Below are 16,108 nucleotides of genomic sequence, written 5' to 3' on the forward strand. Positions count from 1 at the left end.
AGGCGATCCATTCCAAATGCACAACAAGGTAAGTTAGTTACGCCTTGATTCAGCGCCATAATTGGAAAAAACCGAACGGAATAGCGAACGTCAACGAGATCAGGACGGCAAACTTCATGTATATGCCGATCGCATCCCACGGCAAAAACGCGTTTAGCGACAAGTTTTCAGCTGGGGCAGCTTTCACCAAATAATCGAACAGCGGCTGTGCTCCGAACAGCCCGCCGACCATGCCGGCAGCAAACACAATTAGTGTATAAATAATGCGCCTGCGCAGTTCCCCGACATGATCCCATATCGACATCCCGCCGTCGTCGGGGACGGCATTCGGGTTTTTCCGCATGATGGCCTCCAAATTCATAATCGTATATGAGAACTAAGGCGACCGCGCATGCAGCCGCCTTGTATGCAGGCACAATCTCTCGATTTCCTTACTCCGGAAGGCGCCTTTCCGATGACGGCTGCTCTTTCTCTTGCGGTGTAATGTCTACCGGATGGACATTGCGATCATTATTGTCGGCCATTAAATCGTTCGCGCCCTTCTTGAATTCCCGCAGCGTACGTCCGAACGCCCGTCCCAGCTCGGGCAGCTTGTTCGGCCCAAACAGCAGCAGCGCGATCAACACCAGCAATATTATCCCCGATGCTCCGATTCCACCCATTCTTTCTCCTCCTAATCTAGCTTAACTTACCCCTTCACACTTCCTAACGTAATCCCCTTGACAAAGTAGCGCTGAAGGAAGGGATACACAATGAGTATAGGAAGCATTCCGAGGAAAATTTGCGCCGTCTTGATCGTTTCCCTAGATACGTTCAATACTTCCTCGAGGCTACTCATCTTGCTCATGTCGGGGTTCGTGACGATTGTCTGCAAATACGTTTGCAACGGATAGCTTTCCGGCTTGTTCATATACAGCAGGCCGTCGAACCAAGAGTTCCAGTGTCCGACTATCGTGAACAGGCCAACTGTGGCGAGCGATGGCAACGATAGCGGCAAGTAGATAATGAATAAAATTTTCCAATGACCAGCGCCGTCGACGTAAGCCGACTCTTCCAGCTCTTTCGGCAAACCGCGGAAGAAATGGAGCATCATTGTAATATTGAATACTTGTACGGCAGATGGAATAATAAGTACCCAGAATGTATCCAGTAAACCGTATGCGCGTATGACCATATAGTTCGGAACAAGCCCGCCGCCGAACAGCATCGTGACGACGAAAAACCATACGTAGACGGTTCTTGAACGGAATCGAAGCGATTCCTTCGACAAAGGGTAAGCGGTGATGACCGTTAGCAGGCAACTGATCAGCGTGCCGATGACAGCCCTTCGAACAGAAATCCAGAACGATGCGATGAATTTGTTGTCATGCATGATGAGTCGGTACGCATCCGTATTCCAATCGACTGGCCAGAATGTCACAAGTCCGGAGCTGGCCGCAGCCGGGCTGCTGAACGAGAAGGCCAGCACATGTATAAACGGAAGCAAACAAGCGAGGGCGAGCGCGATCATTATGCAGTTGATTGTAGCGTTATACGCGCTGTGACTCCATGTTTTCGGTTCAACCAATGACTTTCCTCCTCGTTCAAAAAATGCGGTAGTTGGCAAGCCGGTAGGCCATCCAATACGAAATGGCGATCAAAATGGTACTGATTACCGACTTGAACAGTCCTACCGCCGTAGAGACGCCATACTGCGCTTCGACGAAGCCGATTCTGTAGAGCATCGTATCGATAATATCGCCGGATTCGTAGACAGAAGGACTATACAGGATGAACACTTGATCGAAGCCGGCATTCAATATGTTGCCAAGATTGAGAACGGTCAGCAGTACGATAATCGGCGTCATGCCGGGCAGCGTCACATACAGCATCTGCTTCCAACGATTCGCTCCGTCTATATAAGCAGCTTCGTAATTCGTCGGATCGATCGAGGTGATCGCCGCCAAAAAGACGATCGTAGAGAAACCGAACTCCTTCCACGTACTCGAAGCGACGAGCGTGAATGGAAACCAGTCATTGCTGCCCAAGAAGAAAACCGGCTGAAATCCTATCCACTGTATAAACTGGTTCACAATGCCCTTCATTGAGAGCAGATCGATCAAAATCCCCCCCATAATCACCCAAGAAAGAAAATGAGGAAGATAAACAATGGTTTGTATCGCTCTCGTCAACGACTTGCTTTTCATTTCGTTCAACAGCAACGCTACGACGATCGGCACGATCATCCCGGCGATAATTTTCATTACGGCGATGTATAAAGTATTCAGGATGACCTGATAAATATCAGGCATGTTGAGCATATAGGCGAAGTTGTCCCAACCGACCCATCTGGAGTTGAAAAACCCGCGATTTGGTATAAATTTCTGAAAGGCGATTACAATGCCGGCCATAGGCACGTATGCGAACAGGATCGTAAGCGCTACGGCGGGTAGCAACATAGTATGAAGTGGAATATTTCTTCTGAATTGTTTACCGAACATTGGGAATGTGTCCCCTTCCTGAAGCCGACATCAGGTGTCCACTGAGAACGGAGAAGGCCGAAACCGCATACCGGCCTTCTCTGAGTCGGCTCCTGTTACTCGTTTACTTCTTTCGTAATCTGTTCTCCACCGAGCTTGTTCCAATCCTGCACGAATTTGTCGAACTCCTCGATTCCGGTTTCTCCGATAATGATTTTGGTTAACATGACTTCTTCCATTTTGGTCAGCGTAGGCATTTTTGCAGCCATCGTTTCCGTAGATGCTACTTTTAGGCCTGTATAGATGGTCAAATCATTCTTAAAATATTCGTCCAGAACTTCCAGACCGCTATGGGGCGTTCCGAACGTACGGTTGAACGTCCAGCCGTTCAGAATCACCGGGTCTTTCGTATTCTCCGGATTAGCCTTGTACTTGTAGATCGCATCCAGGTAACCATATTCGTCGACCGTATGCTTGGCTTTGTCCGGCTTTTCATTGGCGAGCAGCGCCGCTTTCACATGTTCGTGCTGGCTGATATGAGCTAATGGAGCCGACATCCTGACAAAAAAGTATCGATAAGTCTGATAGTCGGCATCCGATTTTTCCTTGTCAAGATTCTGCGTATTCGGGTGCACAAGACCGTCAACCCACAGATTAGCCATCTTGACGAGTGCTTCGGGATTCTTGAAGCCTTTCTTTACGACAAAGAATGTGCTCGCGGTCGGGCCGACGAACGCTTTCGCAGGATTCGCGTCCGCTGACGGAAGCGGATAGCCGTTCCATTCGGCTTTAGGATTCGTGACGATTGAATCCTTGAATGCAAACATAGGATAGGCGAAGTTTCCGTAAACCATGCCGATTTTCCCGGCGTTCATCGCTTCCGTAAGCTTCGCTCCATCCTTGACGCCAAATTCCTTGTCGATGATTCCACTCCGGTACATGTCTGCGAGTTTCACCAACGGCTCCTTCATTTCAGGCTTTAGGCTGCCGTACACTACACTCCCGTTGCCATCCTTGAACCATTTGCCAGGATACGCATGATAACCGTTGAAAAAGCCAAAGAGATTCGTTAATAAGTCCTTGCTCACCCCAAGACCATTCGTATCATTTTTGCCATCACCGTCCGGGTCGTCGTTAGTGAACGCTTTGGCGATGCGAATGACGTCGTCCATCGTTTTCGGTGGCTCAAGCTTCAATCGGTCTAGCCAGTCCTGACGGATCCACAAAACTTGCGAATCCCAATACCCTTGGGTCGTCACCGGTAAGCCATACATTTTTCCGTTGATGGAACCCGCATTGATCCCGTAACCGCCATCCTCTGATAGTAAGTTCTTCGTATCCGCGCTTGCATATTTTTCGTATACCGAGGCCAAATCCTCGATCATATCCGCCTCTACCAAATTTTTCAGCTGAGCTCCGTTCACCTCGATCATATCCGGAATGTTGCCTGACGCAATCGCAACATTGACCTTGCTGTCATATTGCTCACTGGGGACGACCCAATCATTGATCACCTTAATGCCTAATTTTTGTTCATATAAATCGTAAACGACGTTTTTGTCGATACTTTGCCCGGGGGCGAATTTGAAGTTATCGGCCGTTCTTCCGATTGTCACTTGAACGGGTGACTCGTATTTCCCAAGCGGATCAGCCTGGCCATTGTCCGACTGCTGGCTTTCGCTGGCTTCGCTTGGCTTGCCGCTGCCGGTCGGCTCGCCTGTTGCGGCAGTGTTGCTTTTGGAACCGCTTCCACATGCACTCAACACAGTTGCTGAAACCAACAATGTAAGTAAGACCATTACAAAAGACTTCCTTCTCATTCTGCTTGACACACCTTCATCCCCCTGACAATATGTTCACTCGAGTGTACACTAATTATATCGACGTTGCCCGGAACGCAACAACGGTAATCCCTTGTCATCGTTTACACTCTGTTGCTCACCTGTCTCATAGGGTTCGGAAATTTTCCATTTCTTGATATTCAAATGCCATGAGTGAGCACTTTAAAGAGGCTCCCCTGAATAACAAGGAAGCCTCGGAACTTTCTGATTCCGAAAAGAAACATTCATTTCGGCTATTATAAGTTTACTTTACCTAAAAATCGTGTTCGCCAAAGCCTTTCCTAACTCTACGTGAAAATCGGCGTCCGGATGATTGATCCCGTTCGACAACCGGGTGTGGATGTCGATGCCGTCCTGCTCCATCTGTTCCCACATCCGGTAAGAATCGAAGTACGGAACATCCGCCTCGCGAGCATAACAGCGAAGCGCTTCGACGTACATAGCAAGATACCCCGCATCCGCCACGCGGATAAATTCCGTCACGAGGCTGCGGTGCGACTCGTGAATACGGTCGTTGTCTCGCTTCATCATCATGCCGGGAACGACCAGCAAGATGTCCGCTCCCGTCTCGTTCCGCAGACGATCGACAAGATCGCCAATCGCCTTTATGTAAGGCTCGACTCCATCCGGACCTCCGTGGGCATCGTTCAGGCCGAAACCGATCGTCACCAAGTCCGGCTCATACATCAGTACATCCCTCTGCCATCTGGAACGCGAAGCGTTGGCGGTATCGCCCGCAAACCCGGAATTGATCACATTGATCACCGTTCCGGGGAAGCCGCCCTCCACACACCGTTTGAATATTTGATGGTACACGCGCTCATACTCGATTACGCCAAGCTCCATGCAGCCCTGCGTTACGCTGTCTCCGAAAGCGACATACGTGACCGCTCGCGCGCCGGGATCGGCGGCTTTTTCCTGTAATCTTGAGTGAAATCGACTAAATGGCATCGCAAATTCTCCCTTCTCACTGCCCGAAATTCCGCTTCGATTAGCGGTCTTCTTTCCAGTCTAGGACAACTCCGAGACAAGGACGGCTTTTATCCAAAATAAGCTCCCAGGATTCCGCAACGCGTTCGACCGGAAACCGGTGCGTGATCAGCTGCGTCGTCTGCAGCCAGCCTTCTGTTATTCCGTCCATTGTGGTTTTCCTGTCTCGTCCCGCCATCATGTTCATATCACAGCGGGGGCAGGTCGAGACGATTTTGATTTCCACAAGCACCTGATGATCCTGCAGTTCGGGCAATTCGGTTTCCACAATGGCATACTGGCCTGACCCGGTAATTTGCAGAGCCTTCATCGTATCCATCTTCCTTTTCGTTTAGGCATCACAACTTTGCTTAGTTGTATCGTACTGCATAAACGAATTGGCGTCTTTGCAGGTCTTGATGATTATCGTCTATTTCGACGAGTTATTTTCCTTGCCGTGCCGCCGATTCGTCTTGTTCATTTGCACGATTTTGACAATATAACGAGTAAAAACAGTGTAGAAGATCGTACTTGTCTCGAATCTCATGGATCTAGAGGCCGCCCTTTGTTTTAACATTTGAATCATCTATCAATAACAAAACCAGTAACAGCAAGGAACATTGCTGTTACTGGTTTTGAACTCAGTCTCAAATATATGACCTGAAATATCACAAATATCGGCGTAATGAGTATCAACAATGATCGTGGACCACGAAGACAATTTTGTATTGCTTACACCTTATAAGCCCGCATCGCTTTAGCGATCTCCTTAATGGAAGGACGCTTGCCATACATAAGCACGCCGACGCGGTAGATTTTGGCCGACAGCCAGCCGATGAACAGAATCGATGCGAACAAAATGCCGATCGACAGTGTGATTTCCCACCAGGCCGGTTCCGACAAGCCGATGCGCAAGAACATGAGGAACGGCGAGAAGAACGGGATGTACTGGCACACTTTGATCAGAATATGATCCGGATGCGTCAGACCAAACATCGCGACGTAGAAGCCAACGAGCGTGAGCATCGTGATCGGCAATATCGCTTGACCGAGATCCTCGGTGCGGCTGACGATCGAGCCGACGGAAGCGAACAGCGTCGAGTACAGGAAGAAACCTGCCAAGTAGAAACCGATCGCATAGATAACCAGCGTCGCGTCAATCGCGCTCAGATCGATGCCGAGCTTGTCGAGCGAGTCCTTGTTCTGCGGGCTCATCAGGTTGAGGACAAGCGCGCCGATCAGGATGATGAGTTGAATCATCGCAACGATAAACGTGCCGAGAATTTTACCCCACATCTGCTTCAGGGGAGAGACGCTCGTAACGATGATTTCCATGACCCGGGAGCTTTTCTCCGCTGTGATCTCCGTTGCGATTAATTGACCGCTGATCATGACAGCCATGAATAGAAGGATAATCATCGCGTAGGTCAGGCCGATCGCCATACCTTGCTCTTCTTCCGTCTTGCCTTTCTCATTCGTAAAGCTGACCTTCTTCGTATCGAGCTGAACCGGAGCATACAACTGCTGCTTCTGTTCCTCCGTCAGGCCGGCGTCTTTGATGATCGCATCTGTCTTCACCTTCTGAAGGGCGCCGGTGAGCGAGGAAGAAGTTCCACCGGAGAATGCGCTCTTCGCGTTGTACGATGCTTTGGGAAAATAACCTTGCGGTCGTTCGGGCGGATTGTCGGCGAATGATAAGTAACCGCTAATATCCCCGTTCTCGAGCGCATCTTTCAATTGTTGCTCCGTACCCGTGATCGCTATGAGTTCGATAGACTGCTCCGGCAATTTCGCGTAGTACGACTTCAAACCTTCCATAATCTGCGGCTCTTCGCTCGCCAAGTATCCGACTTTCGTTGCCTTGTCTCCGCCGCCAAGCTTGTCGATCAGAACGGGAAGATTGCCCACGACGACGAGCAATACGGCAAGCACAACCGTCATGATAATGAATGCTTTGCTGCGAATTTTATTACGGACCGTAAATCCGAGTACCGTCCACAAGCTGTTATTCATGGCTCTCACCTACCGTCTTAATAAAGATTTCGTTCAGCGTCGGTTCCAAAATCTCGAATCTCGTAACCGGTCCTTGCGATAAAGCATGCTGCAAAATCCGTTGGCCCGCTCCCGGGTCTTTCACTTTCAACTCGTAGCCGCCGTGCTCATGACGAATGACGTTCGTGACGCCTTCGATGTTCGCCAAACCGCCGATTTCCCCTTCGGTCGACACGACTACCCGCTCCTGCGGAAACCGTTTCTTGATGTCCTTGATCGAGCCTTGCAGCACCGGATTGGACTTGTGCATAATCGTAATGTTCCGGCACAGTTCTTCCACGTGCTCCATGCGGTGCGTCGAGAACAGAATGCTTGTGCCTTCGTCGCGCAGCTCTTTGACGGTTGATTTCAGCAGCTCTACGTTAACCGGATCGAGGCCGCTGAACGCTTCGTCCATAATAACGATTTTAGGATTATGGATAATTGACGCGATAAACTGTATTTTCTGCTGATTGCCTTTGGACAGCTCTTCGACTTTTTTCCCGTAATATTCAGGCACCTGGAATTTCTCCAACCAGCGCTTCAGGTTGCGGTCGGCGTCCTTCTTGGACATGCCGCGCAATTGCGCGAGGTAGATGATCTGGTCGGCCACCTTGATCTTCGGATACATCCCCCGCTCCTCTGGCAAATAGCCGAGCATGCTGAGCTGTTCCTTCGAATAAGATTTGCCCGCGTAGCTGATGCTGCCGCTGTCCGGCAAAATAAGTCCGAGCACCATCCTCATCGTTGTCGTCTTGCCGGCGCCGTTCGCGCCCAGCAACCCGTATATTTCCCCAGGGGACACCTCGAAACTGAGGCCGTTTACGGCCGTTTTGTCTCCATAATTTTTCACGATTCGATTCACGCTTAATGCATTCATCGTTTTGCTTCCTCCTTCCGAATTAAACAGCTTAATATATCTTCCAGTTCCATCCGCTGGACGCCGAGCACCTGAAAACCGTTGGCTCGGCAATACGATTCGGCTTGTTCGGAATCGTCGACTTCCAAGCGATAGATACCTGATCCCGCTTCCGTGAAGCTTTGTAGCCCTGGGGCCGCCTGTAATGTCCTGGCGTCGGCTTGCGCCGCATTCGTCGACGCTTGCAAGACAATCGTGCGCCATTCGTCGAGCAAGCGGTCCTTCTCGTACAGCCCGAGCACTTTGCCCCGGTTCAGGAACAAAATATAATCGGCGAGCCGCTGAACTTCGGCGATAATATGGGTCGCGATCAATATCGTCCGGTCGCCCGGTTCCATATAACGCTGAAGCTGTTCCAACATTGTCCGCCAGGCGAACGGATCGAGTCCCGACGAAGGCTCGTCGAGCAGCAGAAGCTCCGGATCGTGCGCCATCGCGACGGACAGCTCCGCCTTGCGCCGCATTCCTTTGGACAGCTTAGACAATTTGACGCCGCCGTCCACGTCGAAATGCCGCATCAACTTGCGATATCTGTCCCAATCCCAACTCGCATACACCAACGATGCGAATTCCGCTTTCTCGTCGGCGGTCAGCCCGTTCTCGTACTGATGGGGATTTTCCGCCAAAAAACCGATCTTCCCTTTGTACGCATCGTCCCGGCCTCCGCTGAGCTTCGTGCCGAGCACTTCGGTTTCTCCTTCGCGAATCGGCTCCAGACCGAGAAGGGAACGGAATAACGTACTCTTGCCGGATCCGTTCGGTCCAACAACCGCGGTCACCATCCCTTTCGGGATGTCGCAATCGATCGGTCCGAACGTGAATCGCTCGTGCCGAAGCTTCACTCCCCGCCAGGAAATCGCCGCATCCTCTGAATTTGCCGTCATCGCATCCGTCTCGCGCCAGGCAGTCGTCGTTCTCGTCATGTTTCCCCGCCCCTTTCGCTCCGCTTTTTGTCGATCGTCGCACGGAACAATTCCTCAAGCTCTTCCAGCGTGCATTGCAATTGAAGACCAGCATCCACCGCTTTCTCCAAATGCTCCGCCGCCTTCTCCAGCTTGTGTTCATCCAGAGCGATCGGCATCACTCTCGCGACGAACGTTCCCGTCCCTTGCCGCGTACGGATCAAACCTTCATTTTCCAAGTCCTGATATACCCGGCGTACGGTAATGGCACTGCACTTCAGCCCAACCGCCAGCTCGCGAATCGACGGCAGCAATGTGCCTTCCTTAAGCTGACCGCCAAGGATGAGCCCGCGAAGCTGCACTTCGATCTGGTGATACAGCGGTTCCGGGCGTTGTTCGTCAATCCTTATCGGCAGCCACACAAGCTCACCCCCTATCTGTATGCTCGTCCCCTCATCAGAAGGTCAGCGAACGTTTGCGAATTTTGGCGACTGTCGCCCTGTACCCTAACCAGGCCCCGATGATCGCCAGCGCTGCGGCGCCGAGCAAGTAAGCCCAACCGTAACCGCCGGCAATCCCGTTCATCATTCCAATGACGAAGTGTTTATCTCTCCAGGCAGCCGCAGCGCATATTCCCGCCAACGCCGCCATCCCCGCAAAGTAATAGATCGTATATCGTTTGCCGCTGTAGCAAAACTCGCATAAGATGATCAAACCGTTCATCGCGATCGAGTAGCCGATCCATACGAGCCAGAACTCCACCAATTGCACCGGAGATAAAACTTCTCTGAACTTATCCGAAATGACATATTGCATCAGAACGAACGCTGCGCCGATGCTCGGCAGAACGTATAGCATCTGCAAAAATCTCGCCTTCACGATCGCTTCGAGAGGAATCGGCATCGTGCGCCAGTAAGCCAATCGCTTCGAGAAATTATCATCGCGCCACATGCCGAACGAGGACTTGTTCATCACCGTGCCGAAAATCGGGAACATCGTCACGTACAGCCAGTCGGTCAGTCCGTTCCCTGCGGCCGCATCCGCTCCTCCTCCGAGCGTCTCATTCAAGCTTAGACTGATGATTCCCCCGGTGTATAGCGCGAAAACGAATGTAAACAGCATACCCATCCGTTCCCGGCGCCACAGACTCCAGCTTATGGCTCTGATGGCTTGCTTCTCGCTCAATGCGGCTCCTCCTTCACGAGTGTTCATGTGTGTATATCCATATACACACTATACACTTAGACACAGATAAGTGTCAACAGCTTGCCGAAGTAAATTGCTAAAGAATGCGAAGTTCTGCTATTCCGCAGAAATAAGGTATAATGGGCCTATGTTGAAGCGCACAGCTGTTGCGTACGAAAGGAACGATCGATTGCCAATGAGACAAGGTAAACGCCCATCATCGCCCCGCCCTCACGGCGGGGCTTTAAACCGGGGAGGTGCCGGTGCGCCTCCCAAAACGCTGCAAGTAACGGAATCGGGAGAGCTGCTTGCCTTCCTGCTGGACAAGCTCGCCCCCCAAGGGCGTAATTCCATCAAATCGCTGCTCGCGCACGGCCAAGTATCCGTCGACGGCAAAGTCGAGAAACTTTACAACTATTCTTTGAAGCCGGGACAAGTGGTCGAAGTGCGCAAAGACCGCACAACCGTCGCCCCGCCTCTCGTCGGCTTGCGAATCGTCTACGAAGACGACGCGATCATCGTCGTGAACAAAGACGCGGGTTTGTTGTCGATCGCCACCGATCGCGAGAAGGAGCTGACCGCCTACCGGCAGCTCACCGCACACGTTCGGATCGCTAATCCGAACGCGCGCATTTTCATCCTGCACCGTCTCGATCGGGAAACATCCGGCCTAATGATGTTCGCGAAGAGCGAGAGCATTCAGCAGAAAATGCAGGACAATTGGAAGGACGTCGTTACGGAACGCACCTACGTCGCCCTTGTCGAAGGCTTGGTCAAGCAATCGACCGGCACGATCGAATCGTGGCTGAAAGAAACATCGACGCTGAAAATGTATTCCAGCTTCACGAAGAATGACGGCCAGCACGCCATTACCCGCTACAAAGTGCTGCGCGCTTCGCGCAATTATTCGTTGCTTGAAGTAGAGCTTGAGACCGGGCGTAAAAATCAAATCCGGGTCCACATGCAAGACATCGGCCACCCGATCGCCAGCGACAAGAAGTATGGCGCGAAAACAAAGCCGTTTTCCCGACTCGGCCTCCACGCCCGCGTACTCGGATTCGAACATCCCGTTACAGGCAAGCCGATGCGCTTCGAGACGGACATTCCGAAGCCGTTCCTCAGCCAGTTCGGCGAGAAATAGCGGTAGAACAAAAAGACAGCCGCCTATGCTTCCGCAGATTGCTTGCGGAATTTCAAAGGCGACTGTCCCGTATATTTACGGAAGGTCTTAATAAAGTAGGCAGCGTCATTGAAGCCCACTTGCTCGCTGATCTCCTGAATCGACAGCGCGGATTGCGTTAACAGCCGCCGCGCATGAGCCATTCGTGCCTCAGTTACATACTGGGTATAAGTCATTCCAACCGCTTGCTTGAACAGCTCGGATAAATATATCTTATTGAAATGCATTTTTTCGGCCATGGCATCTAGGGAAAGGTCTTCATGTAAATGCGCCTCGATGTACAGTTGAAAAGAACGGATTTTGCTGCTGGCTTTTTTTACAGCTCCAGCGGATAAGCGCCTCAGATGCTCCACGCATAGGACCGACCATTCATATAAGCCTTCAAAGGTGGTGAAATGCTCTACTGACAGATCCATCAAGCCTTCACTGGAAGCCAGCAGCGAGCCAACCTGGAATTCATTATAAAAGGTATTTATGATTTCTCTAAAACACATGCGGATTTCACTTTCATTCATGCCGGGTCCTTTATGCAGCCACAGTATATCCAGTTCATTCATCAACCAGGCAAGCTGCCCTTGAAGCAGCTTGTTTTTCCATTCTCCGAGGTCAACCCGCTGCGAATTGCCATCTGACTTTTGCCTCCGCTCCGTTTCATACGGACCGATATACCCTCTGCGATGAAAACGACCCAGTTCGGCATTGATCCTACAGTAGCATTCGGGAAGCTCGGCGGCAGTTACAGGCAGCGGATAGTACAAGCCTGAGACTGCAATCCCCAGCTCTCTCTGTAATTCCCGCTGCAGCTTCTGGGTAATCTGGGCGGCATTTGCATAAGCCTCCGAACGGCTTAGCCTCGAACCAAAAGAAATAATCGCGAACAAAGAGCCTTCATGCCATTCGGTTATATCTGATTGATAAGAGGCTAAAACTTCTTCTGCAACCGTCGCGGCCCGTGCCTCCCTCTCGGCAGGATTGGCCCACAAGGAGGAATTTTTCTTGATCCATTTGTAATCATCAATCTGAATGGCAATCATTTGCAAATGATCTTCGGCGCTGAAGCTATAGGGCCTGAAGCCGGTATTGGGACTGGCGTGAGAGCCATGCGGATCATGGGAATTCGCACCGACATGCAACGTTCCAGCCAGCCAGTGGCGCAAATACGCCTGCTTGCCCAGCTTGCTGAACGAACCGTCCCGTTCCTGCTCCTCCTCCTCCTCCAGCCGGAGCAGGATGGGAGCTAGCTGCTGCTCCGTCATCTGATGCTTCAGCAAATAATCCATGACGCCCAGCTTAAAAGCTTGGCGAACATACTCAAAATCCATAAAAGAGCTAATTACAATAATTTTCGCATTGCGGTTCAGCTTCAGTATTTCTGTACAGAAATCAATCCCATCCATGATGGGCATGCGAATATCCGTCATAATCAAATCGGTCCGGAGACGTTTATACTCTTGCAGTCCCTTCAGCCCATTGTCAGCCTCGTAGATATGATCATAGCCGAATTTCGGCCAATCGATGCTTTCTTTCAGCCCCGCCCGCACAAAAGCTTCATCATCGACTATAAGCACGGATTTCATCTGCTATCACCCAACCTATCATGGTTAGCTAGCGAAAACATAATCACAACAACGGTTCCAATGCCCGGCTTGCTAAACATTTGCACATCGGACTGTCCATCCGCGAAATAATGGGCAATACGCTGCCTCACATTATCCAGACCGACTGAACGCCGCAAGCCCGCGTCCGGCTTGTCATGAATGCCCACCCCATCATCGATCACCCGAATTTGGCAAGTATCCATCACCCGCTCCACCTTAATATGAATGCCACCCGGGCCCTCTTTGGGGTAGATTCCGTGGAAAATCGCATTTTCCACCAGAGGCTGCAGTGAAAATTTGGGCATAAAAACACCAAGCAAATCGGGATCCGCTTCAATATTCAACTGGATTCCGTGCTCCGTACGGAACTGATGCAGCCTCACGTAATGCTCGATCAATCTTAACTCGCTGGCTAGCGTAGCCACCAACCGTTTGGACTTCAATGAATCCTGCAGCAGCTCGATGAGCGAATTCGTTAACGTTTCAATCTCGCGCGTTTTATTTTTTCTGGCAAGAAACACCGTCAAATTCAGTGTATTATACAGAAAATGCGGATTAATCTGCGCCTGCAGCGCAGCCAGATCGGCTTCCTTCGCTTTCTTTTGTTCCTCTATAATATCAGCGATCAAGCTGCGAATTTGATGATTCAGCATATTGAACCGCTCTGTAATCTCTTTCACTTCCGAAGGTCCCTTTACTTCCATTTCTACTAAGGTCGCTCCAGCTCCCAAGTGACGCATCGCGACCATCATTTTTTTGAGCGGCAATATGACCTGACGGCTCAAAATCAATGTAATCACCAGCGCGCAACCATAAGTAATCAAAACAAGCCAAATCGATTTATTCCGCAAGTCTCTTGCTTCCTTCACCATCAGCTCATAAGGAACGACCTCAAATACGAGCCAATCCGTCACGTTGGAGCTTTGACTTACAACCACATACTTCTTGTTATCCTTAGTCAAATCGGTCGTCCCAGTTTCCTTTATATGCAACAGACTTTGAAGATCAAGCGCATTTCCCTGCTGATACAACAGTTGACGGCTCTGATTAAACACATACACAGAGGATCCTAACTGGGGATTTTCTCCAAAAACCCCCTCGAACATTCTCCTATCAATCTTGTAAACAAGCGTCCCAAAATGTTCCGTAAACCGAACGGGGTCATTAATCCGGCTCAAGTGAATCCATTGCTGCTCGTCAAACGGGTAACTGCCCCTAAGCAAGCCGCGCTCCTCGAAATCCTGAAATCCCGGAGATTGATGTAACTTCTCCATATCAATAAGAAGGCCTAAATCATTAACCGACGTGGAGTTGTAGGCTTCTCCGGACTTGGACAGCAATGCGATGGACTCCAAATAATCCTGACTGTATTTATAGCCGCTGAGCAGCTCTCTAATTTTACCGACATTTTCGCTTTGTTCATAGAGCTTGTCCGGACCTAGCTTCCGTCCCTTCTCCAGCAGCGACCATAACACCTCGTCCTTGACAAGATTAACAGTGAGCCTTGTGAAATCGGTATAATAAGATTCCATCGACTCGACCGCATGATTCGTATCATATTGAATAAGCTGCTTGGTCTTGTCTTCAATATTCGCAATGAAGGCCGAGTAGCTAATCATAATCACAATGATGAGAGGGGTCAGCACTGTTAATGAAAAATAGACGACCATTTGCGTCATCAGACTTTTGGATGACAGTCTGATTCTGCCCGGTCCTATGCGAAGTCTCATAACAGCCCCCTCTCTGCTCGGCAATCTTACCTTCAGTCTACCCGCCATCAAAACCTTGTCAATAGAAGGGCTAGAGGGAGATGCTGGATGGCTCGATGGTGCCGCTTTCCTTCCATTGCTCGCATAATTGCGGAACAAGAATGGATAAGGAAGCATAACCCGTCTCCGTGATGACGAACGATTCTTCAATCCGGTTGGAGCCGTCGGGATGGCCGAACAAGCTGATGTCCGTATTGACGGTCATGCCTGGTTGGAACACCTCCGTGGACGCCTCGTTCGGGTACGGCGATTCCGCTTCAGCCACTCCGCAGCCATGCAGAGGAGGATACAGATCGTACTGGCTCACACCGCTTGCGCGAAAATAATCCTTAACAGCCTTCACCAGCTCCGACTGCTTGCCGCCTGGAACCAGCTTTGCCTTCGCGGCTTCGTTAGCCCCGATCAACAGCCCGATAAATTGCTTCTGCCGCTCCCCCATGCTACCCACGACAAAAGGAAAATTGATCGTGGCAATATAGCCTTCATATTGGACGGCCAGCGCGGCCATCACCATATCGCCATCCGCAATTCTTTTCGCTGTTGCCCGGCCAATAATGGTATTCACGCGCTCGCCGCTGGATACAAGGCAAAAAGGAATGGCCTCAGCCCCCTCGCGAAAGGCCGCCTCATGTGCAGCCGCCGCCAATTGCAGCTCCGTTGCGCCTACCTTGGCAGCCAGCAGCAGCGCTTTGTAGCCGGCATCGGCAATCCGTGCCGCTTCCTTCAGACACGCCCTTTCGTCCGCCGACTTCATTAGACGCGCTTCCGTCAGCAAATAATTGCCGTCAACGATTTCGCATCCCTGCAAATTGTCCGCGATCGCCGTAAAGACCTGATGCGACATTGCATCCATGCCTATAATGCCGGCTTTCTTCAGCGGCGCTGTCCGGCGTAATTGTTCGAATACGCTTTGGAAGCTTGTATACGCTGCATTCGGGTATTCAATTTCCTCCGGAACCGTCACGCAGGCAAAATCGGGAATCACCCGGATATCGTCCCAAGCGCTCGTTTCCCGGCAAATCATCTCCCCTTCCGGAGCTGCCAGCAGGATAGGCTCATCTTCAAGCGGAACAATGAGCGCGCCGCGCTCAAACAGAGCCCAGAAGTTGCTGACATACCGCAAATTTTCCCGTCTGTATTCATCTCCGTAAACGATGCAGATATCGAGCTGCTCTTGTCTCATCCGATTTCTCAGCTTCTCTATTCTTTGTTTAAATTCCGCTGTTTGGATTTTAATCATGTTGGTACCCCTCCT

The 16,108-nt window shown here is 50.8% G+C and carries 16 protein-coding genes; 1 reads left to right on the plus strand and 15 read right to left on the minus strand.

Features of this window, described 5'->3' with window-relative positions; all coding sequences use genetic code 11:
• Positions 1–49: 49 nt before the first annotated feature.
• From ACFPOF_RS31110 to ACFPOF_RS31165, 12 genes are all read right to left on the minus strand, one after another.
• Positions 50–343: a twin-arginine translocase subunit TatC gene (locus tag ACFPOF_RS31110; RefSeq protein ID WP_378139647.1), complete on the minus strand. Its 294-nt coding sequence runs from the start codon at positions 341–343 to the stop codon at positions 50–52.
• Between the two features lie 88 nt (positions 344–431).
• A complete protein-coding gene (tatA, locus tag ACFPOF_RS31115; protein ID WP_378139649.1) occupies positions 432–662 on the minus strand; it encodes a twin-arginine translocase TatA/TatE family subunit in 231 nt (76 codons plus the stop codon).
• A gap of 26 nt (positions 663–688) precedes the next feature.
• Positions 689–1,510, minus strand: a complete 822-nt coding sequence (locus ACFPOF_RS31120) for a carbohydrate ABC transporter permease (protein WP_378140462.1) — start codon at positions 1,508–1,510, stop codon at positions 689–691.
• 73 nt (positions 1,511–1,583) lie between these two features.
• Positions 1,584–2,480 (minus strand): ABC transporter permease, encoded by an 897-nt coding sequence (locus tag ACFPOF_RS31125; RefSeq protein ID WP_378139651.1) that lies wholly within the window; start codon positions 2,478–2,480, stop codon positions 1,584–1,586.
• A gap of 95 nt (positions 2,481–2,575) precedes the next feature.
• Positions 2,576–4,258, minus strand: a complete 1,683-nt coding sequence (locus tag ACFPOF_RS31130) for an extracellular solute-binding protein (protein ID WP_378139653.1) — start codon at positions 4,256–4,258, stop codon at positions 2,576–2,578.
• Positions 4,259–4,549: 291 nt separating this feature from the next.
• Complete coding sequence (locus tag ACFPOF_RS31135; protein WP_378139655.1) at positions 4,550–5,251, minus strand: SGNH/GDSL hydrolase family protein; 702 nt, start codon at positions 5,249–5,251, stop codon at positions 4,550–4,552.
• Between the two features lie 40 nt (positions 5,252–5,291).
• The gene (locus ACFPOF_RS31140; RefSeq protein WP_378139657.1) at positions 5,292–5,600 is read right to left on the minus strand and encodes a hypothetical protein; all 309 of its coding nucleotides are present in this window, start codon (positions 5,598–5,600) and stop codon (positions 5,292–5,294) included.
• 401 nt (positions 5,601–6,001) lie between these two features.
• Positions 6,002–7,282 carry an ABC transporter permease gene (locus tag ACFPOF_RS31145; protein WP_378139659.1) on the minus strand — a complete coding sequence of 427 codons (1,281 nt, stop codon included), beginning with the start codon at positions 7,280–7,282 and terminating at the stop codon, positions 6,002–6,004.
• Positions 7,275–8,180: an ABC transporter ATP-binding protein gene (locus tag ACFPOF_RS31150; protein WP_378139661.1), complete on the minus strand. Its 906-nt coding sequence runs from the start codon at positions 8,178–8,180 to the stop codon at positions 7,275–7,277. Before ACFPOF_RS31150 ends, ACFPOF_RS31145 begins: the two co-directional genes overlap by 8 nt.
• Entirely contained in the window at positions 8,177–9,142 is a 966-nt protein-coding gene (locus ACFPOF_RS31155) for an ABC transporter ATP-binding protein (protein WP_378139663.1), read from the minus strand. The genes ACFPOF_RS31150 and ACFPOF_RS31155 overlap by 4 nt, the downstream gene beginning before the upstream one ends.
• Positions 9,139–9,543, minus strand: a complete 405-nt coding sequence (locus ACFPOF_RS31160) for a GntR family transcriptional regulator (RefSeq protein ID WP_378139665.1) — start codon at positions 9,541–9,543, stop codon at positions 9,139–9,141. The genes ACFPOF_RS31155 and ACFPOF_RS31160 overlap by 4 nt, the downstream gene beginning before the upstream one ends.
• Before the next feature lie 34 nt (positions 9,544–9,577).
• Entirely contained in the window at positions 9,578–10,306 is a 729-nt protein-coding gene (locus ACFPOF_RS31165) for a hypothetical protein (RefSeq protein ID WP_378139667.1), read from the minus strand.
• Positions 10,307–10,502: 196 nt separating this feature from the next.
• On the opposite strand from ACFPOF_RS31165, the gene ACFPOF_RS31170 reads away from it, so the two are divergent.
• Positions 10,503–11,447, plus strand: a complete 945-nt coding sequence (locus ACFPOF_RS31170) for an RluA family pseudouridine synthase (RefSeq protein ID WP_378139669.1) — start codon at positions 10,503–10,505, stop codon at positions 11,445–11,447.
• A 23-nt stretch (positions 11,448–11,470) separates the two neighbouring features.
• Here the strand turns inward: ACFPOF_RS31170 and ACFPOF_RS31175 are convergent, their stop codons facing one another.
• The 3 genes from ACFPOF_RS31175 to ACFPOF_RS31185 all read right to left on the minus strand — a co-directional run bounded on the left by ACFPOF_RS31175 (position 11,471) and on the right by ACFPOF_RS31185 (position 16,093).
• Complete coding sequence (locus ACFPOF_RS31175) at positions 11,471–13,063, minus strand: helix-turn-helix domain-containing protein (RefSeq protein WP_378139671.1); 1,593 nt, start codon at positions 13,061–13,063, stop codon at positions 11,471–11,473.
• Positions 13,060–14,814: a sensor histidine kinase gene (locus tag ACFPOF_RS31180; RefSeq protein WP_378139673.1), complete on the minus strand. Its 1,755-nt coding sequence runs from the start codon at positions 14,812–14,814 to the stop codon at positions 13,060–13,062. The genes ACFPOF_RS31175 and ACFPOF_RS31180 overlap by 4 nt, the downstream gene beginning before the upstream one ends.
• Positions 14,815–14,884: 70 nt before the next feature.
• A complete protein-coding gene (locus ACFPOF_RS31185) occupies positions 14,885–16,093 on the minus strand; it encodes a M24 family metallopeptidase (RefSeq protein ID WP_378139675.1) in 1,209 nt (402 codons plus the stop codon).
• Between the last annotated feature and the right edge of the window lie 15 nt (positions 16,094–16,108).

The organism is Cohnella soli, from assembly GCF_042655525.1.
Classification (GTDB): domain Bacteria; phylum Bacillota; class Bacilli; order Paenibacillales; family Paenibacillaceae; genus Cohnella; species Cohnella soli.